Source organism: Pseudoalteromonas sp. DY56-GL22, assembly GCF_041414715.1.
GTDB lineage: Bacteria > Pseudomonadota > Gammaproteobacteria > Enterobacterales > Alteromonadaceae > Pseudoalteromonas > Pseudoalteromonas simplex.
On the sequence record NZ_JANHZR010000002.1, the window covers coordinates 13,973 to 36,010 of the forward strand.

General features: G+C 41.3%; 20 protein-coding genes and 4 tRNA genes. 19 read left to right on the forward strand and 5 right to left on the reverse strand.

All coding sequences use genetic code 11. The features are described 5' to 3' along the window. The first annotated feature begins 2 nt into the window (after nucleotides 1-2). From kdsA to NO991_RS04070, 7 genes are all read left to right on the forward strand, one after another. Nucleotides 3-857: a 3-deoxy-8-phosphooctulonate synthase gene (gene kdsA, locus NO991_RS04040; RefSeq protein ID WP_138619882.1), complete on the forward strand. Its 855-nt coding sequence runs from the start codon at nucleotides 3-5 to the stop codon at nucleotides 855-857. 108 nt (nucleotides 858-965) lie between these two features. Then, entirely contained in the window at nucleotides 966-1,862 is an 897-nt protein-coding gene (locus tag NO991_RS04045; protein WP_063706073.1) for a transcriptional regulator GcvA, read from the forward strand. A gap of 1 nt (nucleotide 1,863) precedes the next feature. Next, nucleotides 1,864-2,508 (forward strand): alpha/beta family hydrolase, encoded by a 645-nt coding sequence (locus NO991_RS04050; RefSeq protein ID WP_194441631.1) that lies wholly within the window; start codon nucleotides 1,864-1,866, stop codon nucleotides 2,506-2,508. Next, a complete protein-coding gene (locus tag NO991_RS04055; protein WP_054551639.1) occupies nucleotides 2,505-2,873 on the forward strand; it encodes a DUF423 domain-containing protein in 369 nt (122 codons plus the stop codon). The genes NO991_RS04050 and NO991_RS04055 overlap by 4 nt, the downstream gene beginning before the upstream one ends. A gap of 9 nt (nucleotides 2,874-2,882) precedes the next feature. Continuing rightward, nucleotides 2,883-3,968, forward strand: a complete 1,086-nt coding sequence (rlmM, locus tag NO991_RS04060; protein WP_138602676.1) for a 23S rRNA (cytidine(2498)-2'-O)-methyltransferase RlmM — start codon at nucleotides 2,883-2,885, stop codon at nucleotides 3,966-3,968. Between the two features lie 16 nt (nucleotides 3,969-3,984). After that, complete coding sequence (locus tag NO991_RS04065; protein WP_371351708.1) at nucleotides 3,985-7,560, forward strand: tandem-95 repeat protein; 3,576 nt, start codon at nucleotides 3,985-3,987, stop codon at nucleotides 7,558-7,560. Further along, nucleotides 7,560-8,060, forward strand: a complete 501-nt coding sequence (locus NO991_RS04070; protein WP_300359501.1) for a hypothetical protein — start codon at nucleotides 7,560-7,562, stop codon at nucleotides 8,058-8,060. Before NO991_RS04065 ends, NO991_RS04070 begins: the two co-directional genes overlap by 1 nt. Before the next feature lie 24 nt (nucleotides 8,061-8,084). Here the strand turns inward: NO991_RS04070 and cysZ are convergent, their stop codons facing one another. Beyond that, on the reverse strand, nucleotides 8,085-8,795 hold the full coding sequence (cysZ, locus tag NO991_RS04075) for a sulfate transporter CysZ (protein ID WP_206004105.1): 711 nt from the start codon (nucleotides 8,793-8,795) through the stop codon (nucleotides 8,085-8,087). A 271-nt stretch (nucleotides 8,796-9,066) separates the two neighbouring features. Between cysZ and NO991_RS04080 the strand changes: the two genes are divergently transcribed. From NO991_RS04080 to speB, 5 genes are all read left to right on the forward strand, one after another. Beyond that, nucleotides 9,067-10,044 carry a transposase gene (locus tag NO991_RS04080; protein WP_300581155.1) on the forward strand — a complete coding sequence of 326 codons (978 nt, stop codon included), beginning with the start codon at nucleotides 9,067-9,069 and terminating at the stop codon, nucleotides 10,042-10,044. A gap of 508 nt (nucleotides 10,045-10,552) precedes the next feature. Then, nucleotides 10,553-11,014 (forward strand): GNAT family N-acetyltransferase, encoded by a 462-nt coding sequence (locus tag NO991_RS04085; RefSeq protein WP_054551633.1) that lies wholly within the window; start codon nucleotides 10,553-10,555, stop codon nucleotides 11,012-11,014. Between the two features lie 61 nt (nucleotides 11,015-11,075). Then, the gene (locus NO991_RS04090) at nucleotides 11,076-11,522 is read left to right on the forward strand and encodes a hypothetical protein (RefSeq protein WP_194441628.1); all 447 of its coding nucleotides are present in this window, start codon (nucleotides 11,076-11,078) and stop codon (nucleotides 11,520-11,522) included. 262 nt (nucleotides 11,523-11,784) lie between these two features. Next, nucleotides 11,785-13,698 carry a biosynthetic arginine decarboxylase gene (speA, locus tag NO991_RS04095; protein WP_135924153.1) on the forward strand — a complete coding sequence of 638 codons (1,914 nt, stop codon included), beginning with the start codon at nucleotides 11,785-11,787 and terminating at the stop codon, nucleotides 13,696-13,698. 3 nt (nucleotides 13,699-13,701) lie between these two features. Beyond that, on the forward strand, nucleotides 13,702-14,625 hold the full coding sequence (gene speB / locus NO991_RS04100; protein WP_054551630.1) for an agmatinase: 924 nt from the start codon (nucleotides 13,702-13,704) through the stop codon (nucleotides 14,623-14,625). Nucleotides 14,626-14,682: 57 nt separating this feature from the next. On the opposite strand, the gene NO991_RS04105 is transcribed toward speB, so the two are convergent. Both NO991_RS04105 and gloB read right to left on the reverse strand, forming a co-directional pair. Further along, nucleotides 14,683-16,269 (reverse strand): LysM peptidoglycan-binding domain-containing protein, encoded by a 1,587-nt coding sequence (locus NO991_RS04105; RefSeq protein WP_054561800.1) that lies wholly within the window; start codon nucleotides 16,267-16,269, stop codon nucleotides 14,683-14,685. A 147-nt stretch (nucleotides 16,270-16,416) separates the two neighbouring features. Then, on the reverse strand, nucleotides 16,417-17,190 hold the full coding sequence (gene gloB / locus NO991_RS04110) for a hydroxyacylglutathione hydrolase (protein WP_300362009.1): 774 nt from the start codon (nucleotides 17,188-17,190) through the stop codon (nucleotides 16,417-16,419). A 53-nt stretch (nucleotides 17,191-17,243) separates the two neighbouring features. Between gloB and NO991_RS04115 the strand changes: the two genes are divergently transcribed. Continuing rightward, nucleotides 17,244-18,002 (forward strand): class I SAM-dependent methyltransferase, encoded by a 759-nt coding sequence (locus NO991_RS04115; RefSeq protein ID WP_371351709.1) that lies wholly within the window; start codon nucleotides 17,244-17,246, stop codon nucleotides 18,000-18,002. On the opposite strand, the gene NO991_RS04120 is transcribed toward NO991_RS04115, so the two are convergent. Beyond that, nucleotides 17,973-18,836 carry an MBL fold metallo-hydrolase gene (locus tag NO991_RS04120; protein WP_300543945.1) on the reverse strand — a complete coding sequence of 288 codons (864 nt, stop codon included), beginning with the start codon at nucleotides 18,834-18,836 and terminating at the stop codon, nucleotides 17,973-17,975. The two genes, NO991_RS04115 and NO991_RS04120, sit on opposite strands and share 30 nt — an antisense overlap. Before the next feature lie 89 nt (nucleotides 18,837-18,925). Then, entirely contained in the window at nucleotides 18,926-19,393 is a 468-nt protein-coding gene (gene rnhA, locus NO991_RS04125) for a ribonuclease HI (protein WP_300362018.1), read from the reverse strand. 68 nt (nucleotides 19,394-19,461) lie between these two features. Between rnhA and dnaQ the strand changes: the two genes are divergently transcribed. The 6 genes from dnaQ (at nucleotide 19,462) to NO991_RS04155 (ending at nucleotide 22,034) form a co-directional block, all read left to right on the forward strand. After that, nucleotides 19,462-20,172 (forward strand): DNA polymerase III subunit epsilon, encoded by a 711-nt coding sequence (dnaQ, locus tag NO991_RS04130; protein ID WP_054551624.1) that lies wholly within the window; start codon nucleotides 19,462-19,464, stop codon nucleotides 20,170-20,172. Nucleotides 20,173-20,181: 9 nt separating this feature from the next. Continuing rightward, on the forward strand, nucleotides 20,182-21,555 hold the full coding sequence (locus NO991_RS04135) for a TIGR03503 family protein (RefSeq protein ID WP_300362021.1): 1,374 nt from the start codon (nucleotides 20,182-20,184) through the stop codon (nucleotides 21,553-21,555). 98 nt (nucleotides 21,556-21,653) lie between these two features. After that, nucleotides 21,654-21,730: transfer RNA gene (locus NO991_RS04140), tRNA-Asp, on the forward strand. A 27-nt stretch (nucleotides 21,731-21,757) separates the two neighbouring features. Further along, nucleotides 21,758-21,834, forward strand: a tRNA-Asp gene (locus tag NO991_RS04145). A gap of 27 nt (nucleotides 21,835-21,861) precedes the next feature. Further along, nucleotides 21,862-21,938, forward strand: a tRNA-Asp gene (locus NO991_RS04150). A gap of 19 nt (nucleotides 21,939-21,957) precedes the next feature. Further along, nucleotides 21,958-22,034 (forward strand) — tRNA-Asp (locus tag NO991_RS04155). The last annotated feature ends 4 nt before the right edge of the window (nucleotides 22,035-22,038 follow it).

Sequence of the window (22,038 nt, forward strand, 5' to 3'; positions counted from 1 at the left end):
AAATGAACAACCAGTTAATTAAAATTAACGAGATTGAATTAGCCAACGACAAACCATTTGTATTGTTTGGCGGTATGAACGTACTTGAATCACGTGATTTAGCGATGCGAATTGCGGAGCATTATGTAGAAGTTACATCAAAGCTAAACATTCCATACGTTTTTAAAGCATCTTTTGATAAAGCGAACCGCTCTTCAATTAATTCATACCGCGGTCCTGGTATGGAAGAAGGTTTAAAAATCTTTGAAGAAATTAAATCTACTTTTAATGTGCCACTGATCACTGACGTACATGAGCCGCATCAAGCTGCGCCTGTGGCTGAAGTGGTTGATGTAATTCAGTTACCGGCATTCCTTGCTCGTCAAACTGACTTAGTTGTAGCCATGGCAAAAACTGGCGCTATTATCAATGTGAAAAAGCCACAGTTTTTAGCTCCACACGAAATGCGTCATATCATTAAAAAGTTTAATGAAGCGGGCAACAACAATGTTGCACTGTGTGAGCGTGGTACTAGTTTTGGTTATAACAATCTTGTGGTTGATATGCTTGGTATGGATGACATGAAGCCTATGGCGCCGGTTATCTTTGATGCAACGCACGCATTACAACGCCCAGGAGGCCGAGCTGACTCTGCGGATGGTCGCCGTGCACAAGCTGCAGAACTTGCTCGCAGTGGTATGGCATTAGGTATTGCGGGTTTATTTATTGAAGCGCACCCTAATCCGAATGAAGCAAAATGTGATGGCCCATGTGCACTTGCACTAAGCAAGCTAGAAGGTTATTTATCGCAAATGAAAGCGGTTGATGAGTTAGTTAAAAGCTTTGCACCACTCGATACCAGCGCAAGCGATTTATAATTTAAATATATAAGTATTTAAGTATGAAAAAGGCGACCATGGTCGCCTTTTTTTATTTGTATCGCTATAATCGACGCATAAGAAAAACTAATTCTAAGTTTGGTGTTTATGTCTCGTCGTTTACCTCCTTTAAATGCACTAAAAGCTTTCGAAGCCGCTGCCCGCCATTTGAGCTTTACAAAAGCAGCAGAAGAGCTATATGTAACGCAGGCTGCGGTGAGCCATCAAATTAAAACCCTTGAAGAGCATTTAGGGTTAAAGCTGTTTTTACGTAAGAATCGTTCTTTGCTGTTAACCGAAGAAGGGCAAGGTTACTTTTTAGATATAAAAGAAATTTTTACTCAGCTGATTGATGCCACAGAAAAACTACTTGCCCGCGGTGCGAAAGGGTCACTCACGGTAAGTTTAACGCCAAGTTTTGCGATTCAATGGTTAGTGCCCAGACTTAGTTTATTTAATGAATTACATCCAGAAATCGACGTGCGAATTAAAGCGCAAGATCAGGATGAAAACTCACTTTCTGACGATGTAGATATTGCTATTTATTATGGTCGTGGCCACTGGAGTGGGGTACAGACATATAAGCTGCATACTGAATATCTAGTGCCATTATGTAGCCCATTGCTGTTAACGGGCCCTAAGCCACTTAATCAACCCAGTGATTTAGCAAATCATACCTTATTGCATGATACCACCCGTAAAAACTGGAAAACCTGGATGAAAACGGCTGGTGTGCGTAATGTACAAGTTAACCAAGGGCCGATTTTTAGTCACTCATCAATGGTATTGCAAGCCGCGGTGCATGGACAGGGGGTTGCCATTGGTAATAGCGTTTTAGCAAAACCTGATATTGATGCGGGTCGTCTAGTTATTCCATTTAATCACTCATTAGAAAGTAAAAATGCATACTATTTAGTGATCCGCGAATCGCAAACAGAGCTTGGCAAAATAGTGTCTTTTAAAGACTGGATGCTGAGCTTAGTAGAGCAAGAACAAGAGTATTAACATGTTACAGTGGTTTAAAAGTGCAACGGGCAAAGCTCGCGCACAGTTTATATTTGCCCATGGTGCAGGGGCAGGCAGTGATTCTGAGTTTATGCAAACAATGGCTAACTTGATTAGTCAGCATGGGATTGATGTAGCCTTGTTTGATTTTCAGTATATGCAAATTGCTAAAGAAACGGGCAAGCGTAGGCCACCCGAGCGTGCTCCTAAGTTACTTGCCTACTTTAGTGAAATTTTAGCCGAGCGCCAGCCAGAATTGCCGCTATTTATTGGGGGTAAATCTATGGGGGGGCGTATGGCTTCGATGCTTTGTACTGAGCAAGACCAAGCTCAAATTGCTGGCGTTGTGGCTTTTGGCTATCCGTTTCACCCACCGGGTAAACCCGATAAACTGCGTATAGATCATTTTGTTGATATGCCATGCCCATTTTTAGTGCTGCAAGGTGAGCGCGATACGTTTGGTGATCAGCAAGAACTCGCTGAACTTGAAATGGTTAACCCACCCGAGATTAAATTTCTAAAAGATGGTGACCACTCATTAAAACCACGTAAAAAAAGTGGCATTACAGAGCAAGAAAACTTACAGCAAGCTGCAGATTATGCAGCGCAGTTTATTTTGAATTTAGCGGCTGGAGATACGCAATGATCAAACTCTATTTAATGATTGGTAGCTTATTTTGCATGCTTTCAGTAATGCTTGGCGCATTTGCTGCTCATGGTTTAAAAAGCCGCGTTTCTGAGTACGCAATTGGAATTTTTAAAACCGCTGCTGAATACCAAATGGTGCATGGCCTTGCACTGATAGCAATTGCTATCTTAATTAAATGGGGTATGAACTTAAGTTGGGCTGGTGGATTTTTTATCGCAGGTACCGTGTTATTTAGCGGTAGTTTGTATTTACTCGCACTAACGGGCATGAAGTGGCTTGGGCCTATCACCCCAATTGGCGGTGTTTGTTTTATTATTGGTTGGGCTATTTTGTTAGTTCAAGCAGCACGATATAAGTTTTAAGGGTTATCTATGTCGAGTGTAGTTATTTATTGTCGCAGTGGTTTTGAAAATGATGCCGCTGCTGAAATTACTTTTCAGGCTGCTGAACAAGGCTTTGCAGGTTACGTAAAAACAAAACCAAATACGGGGATTGTTGTTTACGAGTGTTTTGATGCAAGCCACGGTGAAGAAATCATCAAAAAAGTCGATTTCAAGAATATGGTATTTGCGCGCCAATGGTTTACTGGCGCCTTAGTCGATAACATGCCACTTGAAGACCGCGTTAGTGCTATTGTTGATGCTGCCGCTGAGTTTCCTGAATGTGGTGACCTACGCGTAGAAACGCCAGATACCAACGAAGGTAAAGAGCTGAGTAAGTTCTGCAAAAAGATTTCTACACCTCTGAAAAAATCGCTTGAAAAGCGCTCGAAGGTAACACGCGAAATTGCTGAGAAAAAACCTGTTATGCATGTGTTATTTTTAGCAAACGACAGTGCTTATGTTGGCTATTCATATACATTCAATAATTCGCCTTTCTTTATGGGTATCCCGCGTTTACGTATGCCGAGTGATGCGCCAAGCCGCTCAACGTTAAAACTCGATGAAGCCTTTAACGTGTTTATTCCACCTCATGAAGCTGAAGAACGTATGCAACCTGGCATGCGAGGCGTTGATTTAGGTGCTTGCCCAGGGGGCTGGACATATCAATTGGTGCGCCGAGGTATGTTTGTAAGCGCAATTGATAATGGTCCTATGAACGATGACTTGATGGAAACAGGGCAAGTTAAGCATTTTAGGGTCGATGGTTTTAAATACCGTCCAGAAAAGCGCAATATTCAATGGTTAGTCTGTGACATGGTGGAAAAGCCAGCAAAAGTGACTAACCTTATGATTGATTGGGCGGTAAACGCCTACGCAAAAGAGCTTATTTTTAATCTTAAACTACCGATGAAAAAACGTTTTGATAGCGTTTACGAGTGCTTAAAAATGATTAAAGAAGAGCTTGATAAATATGGCGTAAGTTACGAACTACAAGCTAAGCACTTATACCATGACCGTGAAGAGGTCACGGTTCATTTAAATGTAACTAAGGTGCCACAAAGTTTATACAGTTAATCGCGAGGGCTTAAAAATGGAGAATAGAATAAAGTTACTTGGGCTTAGTATTTTATTTTCCATTTTTTTAACGGCTTGTGGAGGTGGTGGAGGGAGTGAAGAGTCTAATAATGCTGAGAACCAAGCGCCACAAGTAAGTATTTCTGGTGATACTGAGGTCAATGAGCTGGCAACACTTTCATTAAGTGCGTCAGCCAACGATAGTGATGGTTCTATAGCCGACTTTTCTTGGCAGCAAACTGGTGGTCCTTCTATCGATTTTGCAGCAAACGGTCAACAAATCAATGTATCAATTCCTGCAGTAGATACTGACACAGATGTCTCATTTTCTTTGCGCGTTACTGATAATCAAGGCGCAACAGCTACAACCAGTATCACTATTACCATTATTAATGTTAATCAAGCCCCGACAATATCGGTTGCTGGTCCTCAGATATCCTCTTCTAGTAACAATATTTCTCTTAGTGCAAATGCCTCAGATTCTGATGGAGAGGTTATTAGTTATGATTGGCAGCAAACGGCTGGTCCAGATGTAGAGTTTGAAAATGGATCGAGCACAATTAGTTTTACCACACCAAATGTTGCAACCTTAACTCAGCTTGTTTTTTCGGTGACAGTTACTGATAGTTTTGGTGAACAAAGCACGGCGCTTTTTACTATAGATGTAAGCGCAAACAGTGCTCCATCAGTGAGTATAACTGGTTCGCAAAATATTCAAGAAGGGGCTGAAGGAGTATTAACAGCTACGGCAACAGACAGTGATGGTAGTATTATTAGCTATAGCTGGGTGCAAACTTCAGGCCCGATTACCGAATTTACTGCAACTGATAATTTAATAAATTATACGGCCCCTGAAGTAGAAACAAATGATGAAATTACCTTCCAAGTAACAGCAACTGATGATGATGGAGCTACAAGCTCTGCAGAATTTAGTGTTGTGGTTGAAAATTACATAAATCTTGCGCCTGTCATTACCCTCGATGCGATTGCTGATATTACTGAGTTAACGCAAGCTTCTGTCTCTGTGGTTGTTACAGACAGCGACGGGGTTATAGCAGATATTGAGTGGCAGCAATTAAGTGGACCATCAGTAGATTTTGTGCAAAATGGCGAAACTATTACTTTCACAGCGCCAGAAGTGTCTGAAAATACCGAGGTGATATTTCGGATCACTGCGGTAGATGATCAAGGAGCAATATCTTCAGCAAGCCTCACATTTATGATCATTCATGTTAATAAACCACCCACAGTGTCTGATATTGCTATTACTACAGAGTTTAATGAAAGTAGTGAATTTACTATAGACGCGAGTGATATTGATGGGGATGAGTTAACTATTAGTTTTTCTCAGCAGTTAGCTGGGGCGAGTATCACTTTAGTTGATGCAACAACTTTTCGTTATCTTTATCAACCTGCATCAAATAGCATATCGCAAGCGCCTTTTACTGTAACTGTATCGGATGGAACTCAGAGTGCCCAAGCGACAGTGAGCGTGACAATTACAGATACTAGTGCAGCCACTGTTGTAAATGTAAGCCCTGAAGATGCAGCCTCTGCTGTGAGTGTAAATGCTCGAGTTATGTTATCGATGTCTGATGTGATGAAGTCATCGAGTTTAGTTGTTAATAGCGCCAATGGTGTATGTGAGGGAAGTGTGCAATTATCAGCTGATAATTTTGAAACTTGCTTAGCAATCGACTCATTAGAGATGACGGGACCACAAGGAAATGACAATGAATATTTTAACAATATTGAGTTTACAGCTGCTTTTAATCAAGCAACAGAATATGCGTTAAGATTAACCGAAGACTTAGTTAATTTTGCTGATACACCTGCTTTAGCCCAAGTAGTTTCTACTTTTACAACTGGAAGTAATGATTTAAAGATAACTGAGGTTGTCGCTATTCGTTTTAGCAACGACACGCCTTGGTTTGAACTTTATAACGGAACCGATAGTAGTGTTAATTTAGCTGATTACAGTGTACGAGTAAAAAGTCGTGACAGTTCTGATAATAGTATTTCGGCCGCAACAATTTTTAATTTGCCTGACCAAGTGATTGCTCCTGAGGAATATCTCATAGTTCATAGTGGTTTTGGTGATCAATTATTTTACGATACAACTGAGCAAAATAAATCTATCGCTTTTATTGGTGATATTGACTCCACGGTTCGCCCTTATTGGTTTTTGAATGGGTTTGTTGAATTGCTAACGCGTGACTCGGGAAGCACTGTGGATTTTGTTCGATTTGGCAATGACACTACTGAGCCTCTGACGGCAGGACAATGGCAAACAGGCTCAGCACCTGTCATTTCTAATGTAACTGGCTCAAGTATTAAAAGAGATATAGATAACACAGATACTAATTCATCATCTGATTGGCACTATAGCCAATTTACGACACCGGCGGGTGTTAATGATGTTAGCTGCGAAGATGACAGTGATGAAGATGGTATTCCTGACTGTTCAGAACTCCCTGGGTCAACTTTTTCTGGACTACCTCTGCATGCTTGGGGAGCTAGAGTTAATCAAAAAGATATCTTTATTGAAGTGGATTTTATGGATAGCAGTGATGCGGGAATAATACCGCACCAAACAGCATTGGAAAAAGTGGTAAGCTCGTTCGCTGAGCAAGGTATTGTTGTTCACTTTGATGTGGGGGATTTGTACCACCAAGCAGGGGGAATATCTGTACAAGATCATGATTTAGGTGGGGGTGATCAAGTAACCTTTAGACAATATACACCTTATAACTTTAACCAAGGTGTTGAGAGTTTGTTTCATTATAAAATGGCAAACTTTGACATGAGACGTAAGCCGATATTTCATTATATGTTAATGGCTAATAGTCGAAACATTGATGGCAGTGCGGGTTCTTCAGGGGTTGCTGAATTAAGTGGTAATGATTTGATGATAAGTATGGGGAATTGGGGGTTATCACTTGATAACGAAATATCTCGAAATTTAACCTTCAACTACCAAGCATCAACGATAATGCATGAGCTTGGCCATAATTTAGGTTTAGAGCATGGTGGTGATGAAAGTACAAACTATAAACCAAATCATTTGAGTATTATGAATTACCTTTATCAGTTGAGAGGGTTACCGACGATAGGGGATAATGAGGGAGATCGCTATTACTCGAGTCGCTATCGTGAGAATGCCAATTGTGCCGTACAAACTGCGGATTTGACTAATAGCCCATTTGACTCTCCTGAAAATTTTGTAATGTCTTATTCGCATGGACTCGGAAGTTCCATAGACGAAAATAATATAATAGAGGCTAATGGTTTAAGGTATCCCGGCTCTGCTGCTGTAGATTTTAATTGTAATGCAGATTCGACTGAAACTCTAAGCCAAGATACGAATGATGATACCGCCGTAACAGTGCTAAATGATGTTGATGAGTGGAGTTTGATTGAACTTCGTTTTTATACCTTGTTCTCTGGCAATCGCTTCGGTGTTCATCAGCAAGATAGCGATCAAAAGGATGTGTCGAAGCATATACAACAACGAATGATTGAAGAGCAAGCGCCACCTTTAAAACTTCTTAGTGAAATTAAAGCTGCTAGAGAAAAGCAAGGGATTAAGTAGTGAAGTATCTGGTTATATTTTTTATGTTGATATGTTGTGTTGCATGCACACCAGATGTTGAACCTCAATGGCATATGTCATCTAGATTAAATTATGATGGGCAACCAGTAAACTGGAAATCAGGCTCAGTAATTGGTTGCCAACATTGTAAAATTCAAGAGGGACGTATCGTTGAACCCGATGGGATCTCAATCATATACACTCTATACCAAAGAGGGCAATGGCGGGCTGAATATCGCGAATCACATCAAGCTAGGATTGTTTTAGGGAATAACGCACATGTACTTTTAGTTAAAAACAAAGGTTCAGGCACTATTTTATTAGAAAATAAACACAAACAAATTTCAGAGCTAGCAAAGATAGGGACCCCATTTATACTCAATATGGGGGAAGAAAGATTTACGGTGGTTATTAGGCAATTTGATGAACCTCGCTTTGGCACCGAGTTATCAGATCCTTTACCAGTTAAATTAAATTATAGTGTATTGAAAAGCCAATAGTTTTCTACTGGCTTTTCAAACATTTTAACTTCGATATTGGCTTCGATAGTTTTCAACCCATAACCGTGTGCCACCGCAAACAGCAACGGGCATAACAATTAGGTTTACGAATGGGATAGCAGTTAAAATCATGACAGCTAAACCAAAGCCATAAGATAATGTTTGCTTTTGCTTTAAGTCATTTTTCATTTCGTTAAAACTAATTTTATGGTTATCGAACGCATAGTCTTCATATTGCACTGCATACATCCAGCAAGTGAATAACACCCATAAAACTTGACCGATCACAGGTAAAATCCACAGTAAGATAAAAAAGCCTATAGCGCGCGGCAGATAATAGCAAAGTTTTGTCCATTCTCGACCTAACATACGTGGCACATCTTTCATTGTATCGAAAAGACTATCGTCATTAATTTTTTGCCCAGTGAGATAAAGTTCGACTTTTTCACTGAGTAGGCCGTTAAATGGGGCTGCTATAAAGTTTGTTATAACTGTGAAGAGCATACTGTAACTAAATAAAATCACCAGCACAGCAATTGGCCACATTAGCCACTCGAGCCAGCTAAGCCATTCTGGTAATAACGAGTTCATGTAAGCAAAGCCATCGGTGAGCCAGCCATACAAAAAGAACAGCGAACTACCAAAAAGCAGAATATTGATTAATAAAGGAATAAGTACAAAACGTTTCAACCCCTTTTGGCTAATTAACTTAAAGCCAGAAAAGAAGTATTCCATACCTTGAGTGAACTGCACGAGAAAACCTCATCTTATTTCTTGTTGTTTGCAGTATAGGGTTTTGACGATATTTGAACAGCTTTTTTCCGTAACAAAGTGTTTAACTCTTTACATGGACAGTCACTTTAAGTCGGATAGGCACTCTAATTCTTAATAAAATTTAACTTTACATGGACAGTCACTGTATTTATTGCTCTTGCGGCACAGAAAACTTTGTCTACACTTTAATCACAGCTAATGCATTTCAGATTATCAGTTCAAGGAGTGGACGATGGCTTTAGCAAGGAAGCGGCAAATCTGTTTGTCGAATACCAAATATTATCACTGTGTATCTCGCTGTGTTAGACGTGCCTACCTTTGTGGAGAAGACACACTCACAGGTAAATCATATGAACACCGCAGAGGGTGGGTTGAACAGCGTCTGCTTGCTCTTGCAAAGGTATTTTGCATTGATGTGTGTGCTTATGCGGTGATGAGCAATCATACGCATCTTGTGCTTTATGTTGATGATAAAAAAGCAAATAGGTTATCGGATAAAGCCATCCTTTTACGCTGGTTTAAGCTCAGTAAAATGACGCCTTTAGTTCAAAAAGCCCTTCATGGTGAGCCGTTAAGTGATGGTCAACAAGTCTTCTTAAATAAAGAGGTTGCAGAATACAGAGCGCGCCTTTCGAGCATTAGTTGGTTCATGCGAATGCTAAATGAATATATTGCCAGACGGGCAAATAAAGAAGATGAATGTACTGGGCATTTTTGGGAAGGGCGCTTTAAAAGCCAAGCTATCCTTGATGAATCAGCGCTTTTAGCCTGCATGGCCTATGTTGATTTAAACCCTGTTCGTGCTAAAGCTGCGAGCACGCCGGAGCAATCGGACTATACCAGTTTTAAAAAGCGATGCGAAAGCGCGAAGGAGTCAAAGCAACCTAAATTACTAGCTCGTTTTATTGGTGGCATGAGTAAGTATAAATCAAAGGGAATACCTTTTGAGTTAAAGTCATACCTGCTACTTGTGGAGCAAACTGGGCGTTGCATCAGCGCGGATAAGCCTGGATATATAGAGCATCATTTACCTCCTATTCTTGAAAGACTGAGTTTCGAAGCTGAAAACTGGTTAACGCTAACAACTCAGTTTGAAAACTTATTTCATGGAGCTGCAGGTCGAGTGGGTGCTATTGAAAGTTATTGTATTAAAACAGCTCGCAAGCGACGAAGTAACATTACAAATAGCCGAACTTTATTAGCGAGTTAAGTTTCTAGGTTTATTTTAACGTAATTTCAAATCGCTAGTATCTTCACGCTTTAAATTTAATTGTTTGAAATAATTAGCCCTAAAAGGCTAAAGTCAAAGCTCTATTCTCTCTGAAGCACACTCGCTAAACATAATTACAGAATAAGTTTAGTAATTTTTTTGACTCAACCTTTATATTTTTAAATCACTGCCTTCAGATTTTAAAAATACAATGGTTGTTGGTTTTAAATGACTGTCCCTTTAAAAAGGCTTTACGAACTCTGAAGTGACCTCTGGTAAAAAATCTATAGGTATAAATCATTAACCTTGAATGGTGTGGTGTAGTTTAGACTTTAGTTTTTATCAACTTGGCTTTTTTTTGGTTACATACTGTTGAACTTAGAGATAGTATGTCGGTCCGAACAGTACCTATAAAATCATTATTGAAAACTACAGTAGAGGATAATGGAAATATCCGATACTATTGTTCACATAGTTAACAAAAAAGACATATAAAAATGGGAGTTTTATGCAGTTAGTCGATTTAAATCCACATGATCCTGAAGTAGTAAGCGTGTTTTCTGATATAGACCGACTCATAAACTCACTATACCCTGTTGCTACCGCTCAATCTTTAAGTGTTGAAGAGCTAGCTGAGCCTAATGTTTATGCTATAGGCTTAAAAAATGAAGATGGTATCGTTGCATGTGGCGCAATCGTTATGCAAGAAGGCAACCCTCCTTATGGTGAAATCCGCCGCTTATATGTAAAACCAAGCTACCGTGGTAAAGGGTTATCACGTCGAATTATGCAGATATTATTACATCAAGCTGGTGAGCAACTAATACCGCTTATTCGTCTTGAAACAGGTCCTAAACAAACAGAATCAATTAGCTTATATGAGAACTTAGGTTTTAATCGTTGTGGTCCGTTTGGTAATTACAACGAAAATCCACAAAGTTTGTTTATGGAGCTTGGGCTAAATCAGTAATTTAGGTGGTAAGCTATGTTTTAGTGAGGTCATCTTTATTTATAAATTCACCTTACAACTATTGGGCTTTGTTACGCTCTTTCTGATTGCTGCTTGTGGTGATAGTTCACAGGTATCCATTACTTCTCAGAGTAGGCAACCAGACCTTATTATTAATAGTACTAAGCTCTATTTAAACTCATGCTACAGTCTCTCAGGTGTCTTCAACCATAATGGCACTATAAAAACAAAAGTTATTCTTATATTTCCTACTCGTCCTTTAAGTATTTGCGCTGATAAGCAATCGCAGCTGAATTTTGATGGCACCTATCTTACTGTAAGAATTTGCCGCACCTCTTTTGGCGCAGGAGGTTGCGGTGTTGAAAAATATCGTACAAAAGACTACGAAAACTGGCAAGAGTACATAGGTATTACTTGGCATGATAATAAGCAATATGAAGCGTGGAGACGGTTAGGGTCAAATTCTTCAGCCGCTGATGAAATCACAAAAGTAATACCAGCCCATTAAAATCAATATGAAAAGGTAATCTACCCGTATATATTTTCTACAGTGACTGTCCCTTTAAATGTGATCCTATTAAATACTATTTTCAGTGACTGTCCCTTGAAATAGGGTTTAAAAACATTCAGGGATGTTGATTAGCTTTTCACATCAAAAATCACTCGTTACGAGTAAAAATTCTTGTTGGACTTGAGTCACTATTTTTCTTTTAATGCGCGGCAACAACCCTTGCCGATTTCGGCATTACTAAAATAAAAGAGAAAGATAGATGAAAGAAACAACATCACTAGAACAAGCTCGCACGAGTTACAATGTTCGTCATTGGAGCCAAGGTTTCTTTGGTATTAATGATCAAGGTGATGTGTATGTTGCGCCAAAGGCCCATGCCCCAGAGCAAACCATTGCACTAATCGATATCGCACAGCAATTACAAGACAAAGGCTTAAGCTTGCCTGCGCTAGTTCGTTTTCCACAAATTTTACATCATCGTGTACATAGCTTATGTCAGGCATTTAACACGGCGATTGAAAATTATGGTTATCCGAAAGACTATTTGCTTGTTTACCCAATTAAAGTAAACCAACAGCGTGAAGTTGTTGAAGAAATTGTTGCAAGCCAAGCTGATATTGAAAAGAAACAATTGGGTCTAGAAGCGGGCAGTAAACCTGAGCTATTAACTGTATTAGCGATGGCTGAAAAAACCAGTGCTGTTATTGTGTGTAATGGCTATAAAGACCAAGAATACATTCGTTTAGCACTGATTGGCGAAAAGCTAGGCCACAAGGTTTACATTGTTCTTGAAAAACTGTCTGAGCTAGACATGGTGCTTAGCCAAGCAAAAGAGTTAAACGTAAAGCCACGCATTGGTATTCGTGTACGTTTAGCGTCGCAAGGTAAGGGCAAGTGGCAAGCAAGTGGTGGCGAAAAATCAAAATTTGGTTTGTCGGCATCGCAAGTACTCAGTGTGGTTAATCGCTTAAAAGCGTCTGATCAACTTGATCTGATCCAACTTGTACACTTTCACCTTGGCTCGCAAATGGCAAACATCCGCGATGTTCGTTTAGGTGTGAGTGAAGCTGCGCGTTTTTACTGTGAGTTACGCAAGTTAGGTGCACAAATTGACTGTTTAGATGTGGGTGGCGGTTTAGCGGTAGATTACGACGGTACACGCAGCCAGTCTCATAACTCAATGAACTACAGCCTAAGTGAATACGCTAATAACATTGTATACACCATCGGTGATACCTGTAAGTTATATGAGCAGCCAATGCCGCGCATTATTTCTGAATCAGGTCGTGCGTTAACAGCGCACCATGCTGTATTGATCTCGAATGTTATCGGCACCGAAAGCTATGTACCTGAAGACATTCAAGCGCCAGCCGCTGATGCACCACTATTATTAAAAAACATGTGGACATCATGGCAACAGTTAAGTGATGACAATGACGATCGTGCATTAATTGAAATCTATCACGATAGCCAAGGCGATTTAGCCGAAGCACATAATCAGTTTGCACTTGGTTTGTTAGATTTAACAGAGCGAGCATGGGCGGAGCAAGTTAACTTACGTGTATGTTATGAACTTAACAAACATATGGATAACAAAAACCGTTTTCATCGCCCGATTATTGATGAATTAAATGCGCGTTTAGCAGATAAGTTTTTTGTGAACTTTTCATTGTTCCAGTCATTACCGGATGCATGGGGTATTGACCAAGTGTTTCCTGTTCTACCATTAAGTGGTTTAACAGAAGCACCACAAAAACGCGCCGTGTTACTTGATATTACCTGCGATTCAGACGGTGCTATGGAGCACTATGTAGACGGTCAAGGTATTGAAAGCACATTACCTGTGCCAGCATTTAGCGAAGAAAAACCTTACTTAATGGGCTTTTTCTTAGTGGGTGCTTATCAGGAGATTTTAGGTGATATGCATAACTTATTTGGCGACACACACAGTGCAATTATAAAAATGGATGAGCAAGGTCAAGCGCAAATCACTGAAGTTAACGAAGGTGATACCGTTGCAGACATGATGCGTTACGTACATTTAGATGTAGAAAGCTTCCAGCAGTCTTACGCCCAGCTGGTGGCAGCTAAATTGCCAGAAACTGAGCAGCAAAGCGTATTAGATGAGCTGCAAACTGGCTTAAATGGTTACACTTATTTAGAAGAGTTATAAGCAATGTCGACATTGTTTGACCACACAGATCATTCATTATATTCAAACGGCATGACGTTTTTACGTCAGCCGATGGTGCAAAACATCACTGCAATCGATGCGGATGTAGTGGTGCTAGGTTTACCCTTTGATTTGGCGACCTCAGGTCGCCCTGGTGCACGTTTAGGGCCTGACGCAATTCGTCGAGCTTCAGTGCACCTGGCATGGGAAGAAACCAAGTACCCATGGACGTTTCCGTTGTTTGAGCGTTTAAAATTAGCTGATGCGGGTGATTTTACTTACCCAGTAGGCGACCCAGAATATTTTACCGCGCAGTTAGAATTAGCCGCTGAGCAAATTCTTCGTCAAGGTAAAACATTATTAGGTTTAGGTGGCGACCACTTTGTGACTTTGCCGCTACTGCGTGCCCATGCTAAGCAACATGGTAAGATGGCATTAGTGCATTTTGATGCCCATACAGATACTTACAGCAATGGCTCTCGCTATGATCACGGTACCATGTTTTATCATGCGCCGATGGAAGGGCTTATTGATGTTGATCACAGTATTCAAATCGGTATTCGTACTGATTTTGATCAAAGCAAACATGAGTTTGCAGTGATTGATGCAATGGCAGCTAATGATTTGCCTGCACAAGATATCGCTGAGCAAATTAAAGCACGTGTGGGTGACTTACCTGTGTATCTAACCTTTGATATTGACTGCCTTGACCCAGCATTCGCTCCAGGGACAGGCACTCCAGTATGTGGTGGCTTAACCAGCGATAAAGTACTCAAAGTACTTCGTGCATTGAAAGGCATTAATATGGTCGGTATGGATGTGGTTGAAGTATCTCCATCCTATGACCAAAGTGAACTAACAGCGATTGCTGCAGCGACCATTGCCAATGAGTTATTACACTTATGGACTTTGAAGCATAAATACTAAATGAGAGAGACAAAGAGCGCCATTAGGCGCTCTTTTTTTTGATATTAAATTAAGCAATTAAGCGCTTCGAACATCAACCTTTAATTTAAGCTTTTGCCCAGGTTGAATGTATTTTTGCCCAGCTAATGAGTTCCATTTAATAATATCTTCTACAGACACATTAAACTTAGCAGCAATGCGCGCTAACGAGTCACCACGACGAACTTTATAGGTAATGGTGCGCTCTTTGATTTGTGTAGCAGCAAGTTGTGATTTTTCTTGCTTATACACAGTTAGCTTTTGACCAACACGCAGTACCGCGTCTTTTTTCAGCTTATTCCATGTTGCAAGTTCAGCTATGGTGACATCGTACTCACGGCTGATATCCCACAGTGTATCGCCACTGGCCACTTTATGGCTAAGTTTTTTACGTGTTGCTTTATTAGCTGCCATACGCACTGACTTTGGTAAATGCTGGCTATTAATCTCACCATCGCTTAGTGGCACAAGTAATTGCTGACCAACACGAATAGTATTCGATGAAAGCTTATTCAGTGTTTTAATCGCGTTTGTGCTTGTTGAAAACTTCTTCGCAATCACAGATAAACTGTCACCTCGTGCAACAACATATTGCTGCCAGCGTAGGCGATCTTTTTGTTCTGTTTTAGCTAGCTTGTCAGTAAACGCTTCAACTTTATCAGACGGTAATAATAAAAAGTGTGGGCCATTTGGATCCGTCGCCCAGCGATTAAAACCAGGATTCAAACGATAAAGCTCTGTTAAGCTAATGCCTGCCATGTCAGCGGCAAGTGCTAAGTCAATTTGGCTCCCTACATTAACTGCTTCAACGACTTGAGCATTAATTATTGGCTGCCACTTAACACCAAATTCGTCACTGCGTTTTACTAGATCAGACAGCGCTAATAGCTTAGGTACGTAGGCAGTGGTCTCTCTTGGTAAATCAAGTGACCAAAAATCCGTTGGTAAATGCTTTTTACGGTTCTTTTTAATGGCACGCAGTAAACGACCTTCACCTGAGTTATAGGCTGCAATGGCATTTAGCCAATCGCCTTCTAAGGTTTTATGTAGATATGATAAGTAATCTAGCGCTGCACGGGTCGATTGTACAATGTCACGGCGACCGTCATACCACCAGTTTTGTTTTAAATCGAAACGCTCACCAGTCTGTGGCATAAATTGCCAGATGCCAGAAGCACTGCGGTGTGAATAACCAAATGGATCAAACGCACTTTCTACAATAGGTAAAAGCGCAATTTCGATTGGCATTTGACGCTTTTCGACTTCTTCTACAATAAAGTATAGGTAAGGCTCAGCGCGTTTAGAGATGCGATCTAAATAGGCCTGATGACGTGCATAATAGTTACGCTCAGCAACAACTGGGCGGTTTTGTGGCACATCAATCGAAAGCTGATATCGAATACGCTCCCATACATCATCAAATACAGGAGGCGGCTCATCAATATCAGTTAATTGTTGATATTGAGCGTTAATCATCAATGCATCATTGATATCGCTCGGACTTGCGCCGTCTAATTGTTGCTCAACATTATTGCTTGCAACATCTGTACTTGCTGAATCAGAAGCTGTTAATTGACAGCCACTTAAAATCAGCGCAAGTGATAAAACTAAAGGAGACTTATACATATATACCCATACATCAGGTAAAAAAACTCGGCGAATATTACCTGCTCTGAGAACATATTGCCACTTTATGACCAGTTTATGTCAGCTTATTATTGCAAGATTCTGATCTAAATATACAAAATTGTAACTACCGGTGTTTACGTTTTTTTAAAACTTATCTTTCCAGGCTCTGAGACCTGCAAAGCGTTGCCAAGGTTCATTCAGATCCAAATTAATTTTTAGCTCATCAGGCAGCTCATTAGTGATTGTTGCTATATTGCTACGTAAAAATGGATTTATTTGTTTTTCCACGCCTAACTGGGTTGGCAAGCTTATTTCGTCTTTGGCGCGCAGAGTATCAACTTCATCACTGTAGCTGAGTAAGTACTCATTGTTTGGTTCAACGGCTTTTGCGAAGGCTAAGTTGGCTTGCGTGTATTCATGGGTGCAGTAGATTTTACACTCATCTGGCAGGGCTCTTAGCTTACATAACGAGTGCCACATTTGTTCTGCGCTGCCTTCAAATAATCGTCCGCAGCCAGCACTAAATAAGGTGTCGCCAGTAAAACTTAATTCATCATTAATGTAACAAACATGGTCTAGGGTATGACCAGGTGTCGCAAGCACGGTAAAGGTGTAATCATACACAGTGAGTTTATCCGCTTCTGATACGCCATGAGTAATACCTTTAAAAGGGCTATGTCTTGGCCCATAAACCGGAATATCACGAAATTCCTTAACCAGTGCAGCCACACCATCGGTATGATCATAATGGTGATGAGTAATCAAAATACCGCTAAGTGTTAAGTTATGCTCGCTCAGATAGTTTAAAACAGGCTCTGCTTGACCGGGGTCGACGACCCAGGCTGTTTGCTCAGCTTCATTGCTGATGCACCAGATGTAATTATCAGAAAAGGCTTTAATTGCTTTAACTTGCACCATGTTTAATTGCTCTATAAAGTGACAGTTAACACACAGTATAACGAGCTCAGAAAATGAAACCAGCCCTTAGTTTTCAAGAAGGTCCTAAGCCATACACTTGGCAGCAGTTCCCTCATGGTGACTATTTACGTGCTGAAATTGAACGTAAGCTAACGCCATGGCTGCCACGCATGTTTGGCTATCACATGCTCAAACTTGGTAATTTAAGTGGCGAGCTGGCCACCAGTGAAAGTCCTATTAAGCATCAAGTTTGTGTCGCAGAGCAGGGGTTATTTACCGGTGTTGTTGCGGATGTCGATGAGCTGCCTTTTTATGAGCACAGTGTTGATGCTTGCATATTATCGCATTGCTTAGAATATCATTCTGATCCACACCACATCTTACGTGAAGCACATCGGACTTTAATTCCCGGTGGCTATCTGGTGATCACGGGCTTTAACCCGTTTAGCTTGTGTGGCTTGGCGCAGCTTTTACCTTTTAGTCGCCAAAAGTTACCGTGGACAGGGCGCTTTTTTACGCCATCACGAGTAAAAGACTGGTTGAATCTATTAGGCTTTGAGATTATTTCGGATGAGCGATTTATCCATTCATCGCTTGCAAGAGGCAACCGTTTGTCGCGTTTTGCTGCGTGGCGCAGCTTTGGCCAGCAATATTTAAAGCCAATGGGCAGTGTGTATATGCTGGTGGCTCGAAAACGTGTGGCCCCGCTGACACCAATTAAACCTAAATGGCATGCAAGGCCGCAATTTGCGCCGGTAAAAGGAGCAGGGCTCAGGCAAACATCAAAGCAGCACTGTGAGCGGGATAGCTAAATAGTGTTGTTGAGTATCCGTTTTGCTTGGGTACTGGCCTGCACTAATATTTAATTGAATAGAAGGGTGCAACAGTTTTGGTACCGCTAAGGTTGCATCGCGGCCTTCCCGAGTCGTAATAAAGCTTTGTTTATCGCCTTTTAAATGAATGTTTTGCTCACGCTGCTCTTGAACCGTGGTTTTGTTCGCAAGAGGGCGGCCATCTGGTTGATAGTCATGACACATCCAAAGTACCGTATCGTCAGGAAACGCTAAAATTCGCTGTAGTGAGTCATATAACTCACCGGCACTGCCACCGGGGAAATCACAGCGGGCAGTGCCACTGTCTGGCATAAAGAAGGTGTCACCAACAAATACATTGCCATCAATGTGAAAACACACGCTGTCAGGGGTATGGCCCGGTGTGGCAATCACATCTACTGTGTAATCACCTAACTGAAATAGTGCTTTATCAGCAAATAACGCATCAAAAGGTTCACCATTACATGGTATATCAAGATTATAAAGTTGGCTAAAGTGCTGTTGCACTTGGGTGATCCCTTTACCCGTGCCGAGTTTACAAGGGTGTGTGTCGTGTAATTGCTGCTTTATGTAACTTGCTGCGGTGATATGGTCAGCATGGGCATGAGTTTCAAGTAGCCATTGCAATGTCAGCTGCTCGGTCTTTATATAGCTGATGATCTCATTGGCTGTGATAAAACTTAACTCACCACTTGGCATATCAAAATCAGCTGGCGCATCAATCAGCAAGCACTGCTTAGTGCTTTCGCAACTGACTAAGTAACAGAGAGTGGCGCTTTGTTGATGAAAAAAAGAGTGAATGCGCAGAGCCATAATGAATCCTTTATATTTTGTTATAGCCAAATCTTATAACATATAACAAAAATATAAAACGACCTGCGCCAAGTTTATTTCAAGGGGCTTTAATTACCGTCGTAACCTGTGTCTTCAAGTAATTGATCGCTGCCAGCTGCTTCGCGGGCAAGATCGTCAACAATCTCATTGTATTTATTGCCGCTATGGCCTTTTACCCAACGCCACTCTACGCTGTGTTGTTGGCAGGCCGCATCGAGTCGTTTCCATAAATCGACATTCTTAACTGGTTTTTTAGCCGCGGTTTTCCAGCCGCGCTTTTTCCAATTTTCGACCCATGACTCAATACCTTGTTTCACATATTGGCTATCGGTTGTCAGAAGGACGTGACAAGAGCGGGTGAGGGTTTCAAGTGCAACGATAGCAGCGAGCATTTCCATCCGATTATTTGTTGTTAGGGTATAGCCTTGGCTTAATTGCTTTTCGTGACCGTTGTATCGCATCACGATGCCATACCCTCCAGGCCCTGGATTTCCTAAACATGATCCATCGGTGTAAATCTCTACGGTTTTCTGCACTGTTTTACCTTGATATTGTGTACAATAAAGTGAATATAGAAAGATACCAGAGTCAGGCTTAAGACGATATGGCACATAGACAAATAGTTTTAGATACAGAAACCACGGGTATTGACCCAAAGCAAGGCCACCGCATTATTGAAATCGGTTGTGTTGAACTTGTAAATCGCCGTCTTACTGGCAACAACTTTCATGTGTATATCAATCCACAACGTGAAATAGAAGAAGAAGCAATAGACGTTCACGGTATCACCAATGAATTTTTGCGTGATAAACCCCTGTACCACCAAATTGCCCATGAGTTTTTAGAGTATATTCGTGGTGCAGAGCTTGTTATTCATAACGCAGCGTTCGATATCGGCCACATGGACAATGAATTTGCATTGTTAAATCAAGGTTTTCCGAATACTGCCGATGTATGTAGTGTACTTGATACGTTAAAGATGGCGCGTGACTTGCACCCAGGTCAAAAGAATAACCTTGATGCACTTTGCCGTCGTTACGATATTGATAACTCAAAGCGTACTTTACACGGCGCTTTACTGGATTCTGAGATCTTAGCCGATGTTTACCTGTCGATGACGGGAGGGCAAGTAAAGCTGAATCTTAATCAAAATAAAGATGAAGGCTCAACTCAACAAGCTGGTGGTATTCGCCGACTAAGTGCTGATAGAGCACCGCTTGTGGTATTAAGAGCAACAGAACAAGAGCACGCCGCTCACGAAGAGCGTTTAGACTTGGTTGCAAAGGGTGGCCAATGCCTATGGCGTGCAGAATAAGGTAATAAAATGAGAAAACAACTACTAGCAGGATTAGTGTGTTTAATTCCCTTCACGGGATTTGCCAATGAGCAAAATAAAATAACCCCATTAGAACGAGATGGGGTGCAAAATGAAATTCCCCTGCTAGAGAACCGTTTTCGTATCGATCACAAAATCGATAAAGTAACCTTACTCTTCTTTCGTAAACGCGGTGCCCCTGCCGTTGTGTTAGTTCGCCCTGACGGCACTAAGTATTATGCAACTGACTCAGTTAAAAATGATGACCTCGACTGGTATGATGAATTGAGCTATGACTTGGTAACGATAAGCAACCCAATGCCAGGCCCTTGGCAAGTGGTCGGCAGTATCTTGCCTGATAGCCGTATTATGGTACTGGGTGAAATAGAGCTTAATGTTGATCCACTCCCGCCCATGCTGTTTCGTGGCGAAACAGTAAAACTAACGGGCCGCGTATTAAATGATGGTGAACCAATAGAAGTTGGCCAGTTTCGAGATGTGATAAGTTTGCACGTTGATTTTGTCAGCACTAATAATAGTGATTACGCAAACTTTGGTGCGGGCACGCAAAGTGTTACCGAATTTAGAGATGATGGCCGTGGCTTTGATGAGCGTCCGCTTGATGGTGTGTTTACCGGTGAGTTTAAACTGGTCTTTCCGGCAGGTGAGTGGCAGCCAGAGCTATATATAGAAACACCTATACTAAAGCGTACCGTGGTGCAAAAACCGATAGTCGTGCATGAGCCGCCTTTTGATTATGAAATAGCCCTTGCTGAGCAAGATGAAGATGACCACATTTTAACTATCTCGCTAAATCCTGAAATTGTTAAACCAGAAACTGTGCTCATTCAAGGGAAAATTTATTACCCTAATAATGAAGAGCAAATGTTCTCTTTAGATGCTGATAAATCGCAGACACGGGAACTGGCCATTAAAAATTATGATTGGGGACGATACAGTGTTGAGCTCTCTGTATTTGGTAGCAACATAAATGACCGTGAATTTATGGCGACGTTACCGACGTATAAATTTGAAATTGAGCGACCAATTGAAGCTGTACCAGAAATTGTTCGCCCTGAAATTGATTTAGAAGCGCAAGCTGAGCAACAACGAATTCTTGAAGAAGAACAAAAAGCGTCCACCATGCTGATGGTGACCTTAATTGTTGTTGGAAATTTAACCGTACTTTTATTAGGTTGGCTGGCAATTAGAATTTTTGTTCAGAAGAAACCGCTGAAATTTAAAATTTCTTTACCGTTTTTAAAGAAAAAAAATCAAACCGAAAATGATGAGCAAGCAACGAATGAAAATGAAGTTGGCAAAAACGGCTCAAAAAATGATAAATCAGGTGAAATTTTAAACCTTTCGATGTCAGATGACTAAAAAACCTGTAAAAATACAAAAAACCCCTTGACGAACTAGAGGGTGATTCGTATTATTCACGCCGCTGTCAGGGGAGACTCAGTCAGCAACGAAAATGTGGAGTGGTAGTTCAGTTGGTTAGAATACCGGCCTGTCACGCCGGGGGTCGCGGGTTCGAGTCCCGTCCACTCCGCCAATTTTCGACAATTTGTAAGTATGCGCTGGAGTGGTAGTTCAGTTGGTTAGAATACCGGCCTGTCACGCCGGGGGTCGCGGGTTCGAGTCCCGTCCACTCCGCCAATTTTCGACAATTTGTAAGTATGCGCTGGAGTGGTAGTTCAGTTGGTTAGAATACCGGCCTGTCACGCCGGGGGTCGCGGGTTCGAGTCCCGTCCACTCCGCCAATTACAAATTAAGTATGCCGGAGTGGTAGTTCAGTTGGTTAGAATACCGGCCTGTCACGCCGGGGGTCGCGGGTTCGAGTCCCGTCCACTCCGCCATTTG

What these genes read in the sequence shown, in the direction of transcription:
- kdsA (WP_138619882.1), top strand. Translation starts at nt 3, where the DNA reads ATGAACAACCAGTTAATTAAAATTAACGAGATTGAATTAGCCAACGAC.
- NO991_RS04045 (WP_063706073.1), top strand. Translation starts at nt 966, where the DNA reads ATGTCTCGTCGTTTACCTCCTTTAAATGCACTAAAAGCTTTCGAAGCC.
- NO991_RS04050 (WP_194441631.1), top strand. Translation starts at nt 1,864, where the DNA reads ATGTTACAGTGGTTTAAAAGTGCAACGGGCAAAGCTCGCGCACAGTTT.
- NO991_RS04055 (WP_054551639.1), top strand. Translation starts at nt 2,505, where the DNA reads ATGATCAAACTCTATTTAATGATTGGTAGCTTATTTTGCATGCTTTCA.
- rlmM (WP_138602676.1), top strand. Translation starts at nt 2,883, where the DNA reads ATGTCGAGTGTAGTTATTTATTGTCGCAGTGGTTTTGAAAATGATGCC.
- NO991_RS04065 (WP_371351708.1), top strand. Translation starts at nt 3,985, where the DNA reads ATGGAGAATAGAATAAAGTTACTTGGGCTTAGTATTTTATTTTCCATT.
- cysZ (WP_206004105.1), bottom strand. Translation starts at nt 8,795, where the DNA reads ATGGAATACTTCTTTTCTGGCTTTAAGTTAATTAGCCAAAAGGGGTTG.
- NO991_RS04080 (WP_300581155.1), top strand. Translation starts at nt 9,067, where the DNA reads ATGGCTTTAGCAAGGAAGCGGCAAATCTGTTTGTCGAATACCAAATAT.
- NO991_RS04085 (WP_054551633.1), top strand. Translation starts at nt 10,553, where the DNA reads ATGCAGTTAGTCGATTTAAATCCACATGATCCTGAAGTAGTAAGCGTG.
- speA (WP_135924153.1), top strand. Translation starts at nt 11,785, where the DNA reads ATGAAAGAAACAACATCACTAGAACAAGCTCGCACGAGTTACAATGTT.
- speB (WP_054551630.1), top strand. Translation starts at nt 13,702, where the DNA reads ATGTCGACATTGTTTGACCACACAGATCATTCATTATATTCAAACGGC.
- NO991_RS04105 (WP_054561800.1), bottom strand. Translation starts at nt 16,269, where the DNA reads ATGTATAAGTCTCCTTTAGTTTTATCACTTGCGCTGATTTTAAGTGGC.
- gloB (WP_300362009.1), bottom strand. Translation starts at nt 17,190, where the DNA reads ATGGTGCAAGTTAAAGCAATTAAAGCCTTTTCTGATAATTACATCTGG.
- NO991_RS04115 (WP_371351709.1), top strand. Translation starts at nt 17,244, where the DNA reads ATGAAACCAGCCCTTAGTTTTCAAGAAGGTCCTAAGCCATACACTTGG.
- NO991_RS04120 (WP_300543945.1), bottom strand. Translation starts at nt 18,836, where the DNA reads ATGGCTCTGCGCATTCACTCTTTTTTTCATCAACAAAGCGCCACTCTC.
- dnaQ (WP_054551624.1), top strand. Translation starts at nt 19,462, where the DNA reads ATGGCACATAGACAAATAGTTTTAGATACAGAAACCACGGGTATTGAC.
- NO991_RS04135 (WP_300362021.1), top strand. Translation starts at nt 20,182, where the DNA reads ATGAGAAAACAACTACTAGCAGGATTAGTGTGTTTAATTCCCTTCACG.